Here is a 5,673-nt window from a genome sequence, read left to right on the forward strand (position 1 = left end):
GCCACGCCGGTCAGCCTCAGCTCGAACTCCGCACCCCGAAGTACCGCGGCACCGTCGACGTGCTCGACCTCGCCGTCCCACGGCGCCACCAGGCCGACGTCCTCCGCCGGCCACACCCCGATCCCCGTAGGGACGACGTCGGCGCTGCGGTGGCTCAACCTCGGCGCGCGGCTCATACGCGGCTCACCGAACCGGGTGACCGCCAACGCGGCGCCGCTGCCCACAGCGGCGCGCGCGGCCGCGTCCTCGACGTCATCGCGCAGCCACCCGCCCGGGGCGAAGGCATCGTCGTACACATCAGATGTCACCGAAAGATCAAGCGTGACAATGGCGTTCGAATAGATCCCCGCGACCAGCGTGCCGGCGAGCTGCGCGGCCGGCGCCGCCATCCCGAGTTCCGCCCGCAGCAGTGCCGTCATCACGTCCTGCGGCACCGACACCGCCTGTTCGAACATCCGCCATTCGCCGTCGGCGTGCTCGGTGACGTAGTCGTTTTCCGGGTCGATCGCCGCCTGCTGCGCGCCGCTGACGATCAGCACCGCGGTCCGCAACACCAGCATCGGCCACAGCGCGTCGACCTCCGCCGAACTCAGCGGTCGCACCTCGTGGAACGCGCGCACCGCAGGCAGGATCGACGTCGGATCGGCGCCGGCATGCCCGAGCACCGACGACGCCGTGATCGCCAACTCCGAGACCGCCCAACTCGTGGTGAGGTCGCCGAAGTCGATCACCCCGTCCGGCCGCACCGATCCGTCGGCCGCGCGCGACACCACCACGTTGGCATCGGTGAGATCCAGATGCACCGGCTGGCAGGCCAACTCGTCGGCCAGCTGCTCGATCCGCGTCCAGGCGTCCCGCGCGGCCTGCTCGACGAGCGCACGACGGGACGGGTCATCGACGTGGTGGCCGAGCGCCGCCACCACATCCGCGCCGTAGCGCAGATCCCACTGCAGGATCCGGTCCAGGCCCGGGTGCTCGAACCCGGCCAGCGCACGGCTCACCCGCCCGGCGATGTCACCCAGCCCGCTGACCGCGGCCGGCGACAGATAGCCGGCGTCCAACAGCGTCCCGCCGGGCAGGAAGCGCAGCCACCGCACATACGCGGTCCGGTCCAGCAGTCCGTCGACCGCCGTGCAGGTGGCACCGGTCCGGTTCACCAGAGGGACCGCGATTCGCAACCCCGGTTCGGCTTCTTCGATGAGTGCGGTCGCCTCGTCCTGTGCCGCCAGTTCGGTTCCGGTGAACGCCGGGTTGGCGATCTTCAACACTCCGAGCACGTCACCGTCGTCGGCGCGGACGATGAAGTTCTTGTCCTGCTGGCTGCCCAGCGACTCGGCGCGCCCGGTCACGCCGTAGTGCGTGCTCAGCAGCTCTTCTGCCTGCGCCTCGGTCACCTGCGGCGCAGGCAGTTCCGGCTCGGAGAGGAAGTTGAAGCCGACGGTGCGGCGGTCCTTGCTCACCGGCTGACGAAGGACACCACGACTTCGGTGAAGGCGTCGTTGTCGTCGCCCGCCGCCGTGTGGCCCGCGTCGGCCAGTTCGACGAACTCCGCCGCAGGCACCTTGGCGAGGAAGTCTCTGACCCCTTCGGCGCTCACCACGTCGGAGAGCTTGCCACGGATGAGGAGGATCGGGATGGTCAACTCGATGGCCGATTGTTCGAGCTGATCCTCCCGGACGAACGGGTCGTCGTTCGGGGCGGTGAGGAACGCCGGATCCCAGTGCCAGTACCAGCGGCCGTCGCGCTGCCGGAGGTTCTTCTTCAGGCCCTCGGGACTTCGGGGCTTGGCGCGGTGCGGCAGATACTCGGCGACGGCGTCGGCGGCCTCCTCGAGCGAGTCGAAGCCGTGCACGTGGCTGAACATGAAGTCGCGGATGCGCGCGCTGCCGTCCTTCTCATAGCGCGGCACCACGTCGACGAGCACCAGTTGGGTGACCTTCTCCGGCCCCGCCCGGTGCGCGACCGTGATGCCGGTCAACCCGCCCATGCTGGCCCCGATCAACGCGACCGGCCTGCCGATCTGATCGATCACGGCGAGGGTGTCGGTGCACAGCGCCTCGACCGTGTAGTTGGCCTCGGGGGAGCGGTCGCTGTCGCCGTGGCCCCGGCTGTCCAGCGCGACCACATGCAGCCCCTGATCGGCCAGGATCTGGCCGGTCTTCTTCCACGAGAAGCGGTTCTGACCCCCGCCGTGCAGCATCAGCACAGTCGGTCTGCCGGCCGCGGACTCCGCACCGCGATTCCACTCGTCGGCGACCAGCGACAGCCCCTCCGCGCCGCGGAAGGTGACGGTCTGCGGCTGGATCTGATCGGACTTCGCGGTGCTCACAGCCTCACGCTATCGCGGCGGCGATGAGGTTCCCGGCTGGGTCGAGTCTCCCTTCATACGAGGTCTCCAGCAGAAAGGATTCGCCATGCCCGCCATCACGCCGTCGCTGTGGTTCGACGACAACGTGGAGGAAGCCGCCGCGTTCTACACATCGGTGTTCCCCAACTCCCACGTCGAGCAGATGTACCGCTACACCGAAGCCGGGCCCGGCACGCCCGGGGAGGTGGCATACGGCACGTTCGTCCTGGACGGCACCCGCTTCCTCGGCATCAACGGCGGCCCCGCCTTCCAGTTCTCCGAAGCGGTGTCCTTCGAGGTGCTCTGCGCCGATCAGGACGAGGTCGACCACTACTGGAACAGCCTGGTCGACGGCGGCGAGGAGTCGCAGTGCGGCTGGCTCAAGGACCGCTTCGGGCTGAGCTGGCAGATCGTGCCGAAGCGGCTCTACGAATTGCTGAACGATCCCGACCCGGCCCGTGCGGCGGCCGCGACGAAGGCGATGCTCGGCATGCAGAAGATCCTCGTCGCCGAACTGGAGGACGCCGTCGCCGCAGTCTGAGCCGCGCGTCCTCCGGGGAGTCGCCGAGATCGCGGATCGCCGTCCCGTACTTTGAAGGCGGAGTGCCGCGAAGGAGCGACCAATGGCAAAGCACGCCGCCCCGGCGGACTGGGGCGTCGACGGCGACGTCGGCGAGCCGGATGCCGACGTCGAGTCCGCATCTGAGGATGCAGACAGCGACGACACGGCGGACGCCCGGAAGAAGCGACGCGGAGCGCCCTGGTCAAAGATCCGGCTGGCCACCGTGGCCGGCCTCGTCGTGGTGCTTGCGCTCGCCGGGCTGACCGGCTGGCTCGGCTACCAGGGCTGGCAGGCACACCAAGCCGAGCAGCAGCGCGAACGCTTCCTCGAAACCGGCCGCCAGGGTGTGCTCAACCTGACCTCGGTGGACTGGCAGCAGGCCGAGGGCGACGTGCAGCGCATCCTCGACTCGTCGACCGGCGGGTTCTACGACCAGTTCCAGCGGCGGGCCGCGCCCTACACCGAGGTGGTCAAGCAGGCGCAATCGAAGTCCGTCGGCACCATCCAGCAGGCCGCCCTGGAGTCGGTGTCCGACACCGGTGACTCGGCGAAGGTGCTCGTGGCGGTGTCGATCGCGGCGTCGAACGCCGGCGCGCCTGACCAGCCGCTCCGGTTCTGGCGGATGCGGGTGACCGTGGACGAGGTCGACGGGCAGATGAAGGTCTCGGACGTGGAGTTCGTGCAGTGAGCACCGAGAAGGATCCCATCGAGCCCGACGTGTCCGAGGTCACCGAAGCCGGCGAGGTCACCGAGGTCACCGAGCCCGACGACACTCCCGCGGTCACCGAGCCCGCCGACACTCCCGAGGTCACTGAGGTCACCGAGTCCGACACCTCCGAGGTCACCAAGCCCGACGACACCCCGGACGTCGCGGAGCCCGAGGCCACCGCGGATGTCGCGGAGCCCGAGGCACGGGCCGGCATCCCGTGGGCCCGGGTGCTGGCCTTCGGTGTGCTGCCCGCGCTCGCGCTGATCCTCGCGATCTCGGCGGGCGTGCTCAAGTGGCAGGTCAACGAGGCGCGTCAGGCCGATGCGGCCCGCGTCGAGAGCCTGCAGGCCGCGCGCAACACCGTGGCGCTCATGCTGACCTACGACCCCGCGAAGATCGACCAGCAACTGGCCGAGGCCCGTGATCTGCTCACCGGCCCGTTCCGTGACACCTACACCACGATGACCAACGACATCGTGATCCCCGGCGCCAAGCAGCAGGGCATCACGGCTGTTGCCTCCGTTCCCGGCGCCGCGATCGAATCGGTCGACAAGAACCGTGCGGTCACGATGCTCTACGTCAATCAGAAGGTCAGCGTCGGCGGGCAGATGCCCACCGACAACCTGTCGACGGTGCGGGTGACCCTCGACAAGGTCGGCGATCGGTGGCTCGTCTCGCAGTTCGAGCCGGTGTGAGCGCATGAGTGAACCCGGCTGGCTCGACGTGAGCGTCCCCGCGGGGCGGCTGCGGGCGCTGACATGGGGTCCCGAGGACGGCCCGGTCGCCCTGTGCCTGCACGGTTTCCCGGACACCGCGTACGGCTGGCGGAAACTGGCGCCCGCGCTCGTCGCCGCCGGATGGCGGGTGGTGGCGCCGTTCATGCGCGGCTACGTGCCGTCGTCCCTGCCGTCCGACGGGAGCTACCACGTCGGAGCCCTGATGGACGACGCCCTCCGGGTGCTGCAGGCCGCAGGCCCCACCGGACGTGACGTCGTCATCGGCCACGACTGGGGCGCGATCGCGACCGCCGGGCTCGCGGCGATGCCCGACAGTCCGTTCGCGAAGACCGTGATCATGTCGGTGCCCCCGCCGGCCAGCTTCCAGCCGATAGGCAGGCTGCCGGACCGCGGCAGGCTGGCCGCCCAGCTGCCCCGCCAACTGATGCGCAGCTGGTACATCACCTACTTCCAGCTGCCGTTCCTGCCCGACCGGTCCGCCTCCTGGGTAGTGCCCCGGCTGTGGCGGCAGTGGTCGCCGGGCTATTCCGCCGGTGAGGACATCCGCCACGTCGACGCGGCGATCGGTGCGCCGGAGCGCTGGCGGGCCGCGCTGGGCTACTACCGCGCGACCGTGCGCAACACCAAGCCACCGGCGCAGTACGCCGAACTGCACCGGCACTGGCTGTCTGCGCCCAAGCTGCCGACGCTGTACCTGCACGGCGCCGACGACGGCTGCGCCGCACCGGATTACGCGCAGTGGGTGCAGCCCGTCCTGCCCGCGGGCAGCGACATGGCGATCGTGGCGCGGGCCGGCCACTTCCTGCAGCTCGAGCAGCCCGACGAGGTGGGCCGCCACATCGTCGGGTTCGTCGGCACCGCGCGATAGCCGTGCGCCGGCTCGCCGCGGCCGACGCCCAGACCCACTGGCTGTCGGCCAAGATGCCAAGCGACCAGTTCCTGGTGTACGGATTCGCGGGCGGCCCCGACGACCCGCGGGAAGCACTCGAGCCGGTGCGTCAACGCGCCCGTGGCTGCGGCGAGTTGCGGCTGCGGGTACGCGAACGCGGGCCACTGACCTACCCCGAGTGGGCGCGCGCCGACATCGACGACCGCCAATTCTGCGTGCACGACCTCGGCGACCGCAGCTGGCCGAGCAGCCTGGCCGCGATCCGCCGGCTCACCGACGGGCAGCTCGACGCCCACGAGATGACTTGGCGGCTACACCTTTTCGGCGCTGTCGAGGGCATCCCCGGCGCCGACCGCCCGGGCACCGTCGCGGTGCTGCAGACCACCCACGCCCTCGCCGACGGGGTGCGCAGCTCGGCGCTGGCCGCCC

The 5,673-nt window shown here is 70.3% G+C and carries 6 protein-coding genes and 1 pseudogene; 5 read left to right on the forward strand and 2 right to left on the reverse strand.

Annotation, left to right across the window (positions count from 1 at the left end):
- Together Q2100_RS29125 and Q2100_RS29130 are read right to left on the reverse strand one after the other, a co-directional pair.
- The coding region (locus tag Q2100_RS29125; RefSeq protein ID WP_302916831.1) for a phosphotransferase at positions 1 to 1,460 on the reverse strand (1,460 nt) is incomplete at its 3' end.
- Positions 1,457 to 2,329: an alpha/beta fold hydrolase gene (locus Q2100_RS29130; RefSeq protein ID WP_264011323.1), complete on the reverse strand. Its 873-nt coding sequence runs from the start codon at positions 2,327 to 2,329 to the stop codon at positions 1,457 to 1,459. The genes Q2100_RS29130 and Q2100_RS29125, both read right to left, overlap by 4 nt.
- Before the next feature lie 85 nt (positions 2,330 to 2,414).
- On the opposite strand from Q2100_RS29130, the gene Q2100_RS29135 reads away from it, so the two are divergent.
- The 5 genes and pseudogenes from Q2100_RS29135 to Q2100_RS29155 all read left to right on the forward strand — a co-directional run.
- The gene (locus Q2100_RS29135; protein WP_269892394.1) at positions 2,415 to 2,888 is read left to right on the forward strand and encodes a VOC family protein; all 474 of its coding nucleotides are present in this window, start codon (positions 2,415 to 2,417) and stop codon (positions 2,886 to 2,888) included.
- A gap of 82 nt (positions 2,889 to 2,970) precedes the next feature.
- The gene (locus tag Q2100_RS29140; protein ID WP_302916832.1) at positions 2,971 to 3,597 is read left to right on the forward strand and encodes an Rv1363c family protein; all 627 of its coding nucleotides are present in this window, start codon (positions 2,971 to 2,973) and stop codon (positions 3,595 to 3,597) included.
- Entirely contained in the window at positions 3,594 to 4,313 is a 720-nt protein-coding gene (locus Q2100_RS29145) for an Rv1363c family protein (protein ID WP_302916833.1), read from the forward strand. The genes Q2100_RS29140 and Q2100_RS29145 overlap by 4 nt, the downstream gene beginning before the upstream one ends.
- Positions 4,314 to 4,317: 4 nt before the next feature.
- On the forward strand, positions 4,318 to 5,223 hold the full coding sequence (locus tag Q2100_RS29150; RefSeq protein WP_302916834.1) for an alpha/beta fold hydrolase: 906 nt from the start codon (positions 4,318 to 4,320) through the stop codon (positions 5,221 to 5,223).
- 2 nt (positions 5,224 to 5,225) lie between these two features.
- Positions 5,226 to 5,673 (forward strand): annotated as a pseudogene (locus Q2100_RS29155) (DUF1298 domain-containing protein); the annotation flags it as partial.

Source organism: Mycolicibacterium arseniciresistens, assembly GCF_030519285.1.
Taxonomy (GTDB): domain Bacteria; phylum Actinomycetota; class Actinomycetes; order Mycobacteriales; family Mycobacteriaceae; genus Mycobacterium; species Mycobacterium arseniciresistens.

What these genes read in the sequence shown, in the direction of transcription:
- Q2100_RS29140 (WP_302916832.1), top strand. Translation starts at nt 2,971, where the DNA reads ATGGCAAAGCACGCCGCCCCGGCGGACTGGGGCGTCGACGGCGACGTC.
- Q2100_RS29150 (WP_302916834.1), top strand. Translation starts at nt 4,318, where the DNA reads ATGAGTGAACCCGGCTGGCTCGACGTGAGCGTCCCCGCGGGGCGGCTG.
- Q2100_RS29135 (WP_269892394.1), top strand. Translation starts at nt 2,415, where the DNA reads ATGCCCGCCATCACGCCGTCGCTGTGGTTCGACGACAACGTGGAGGAA.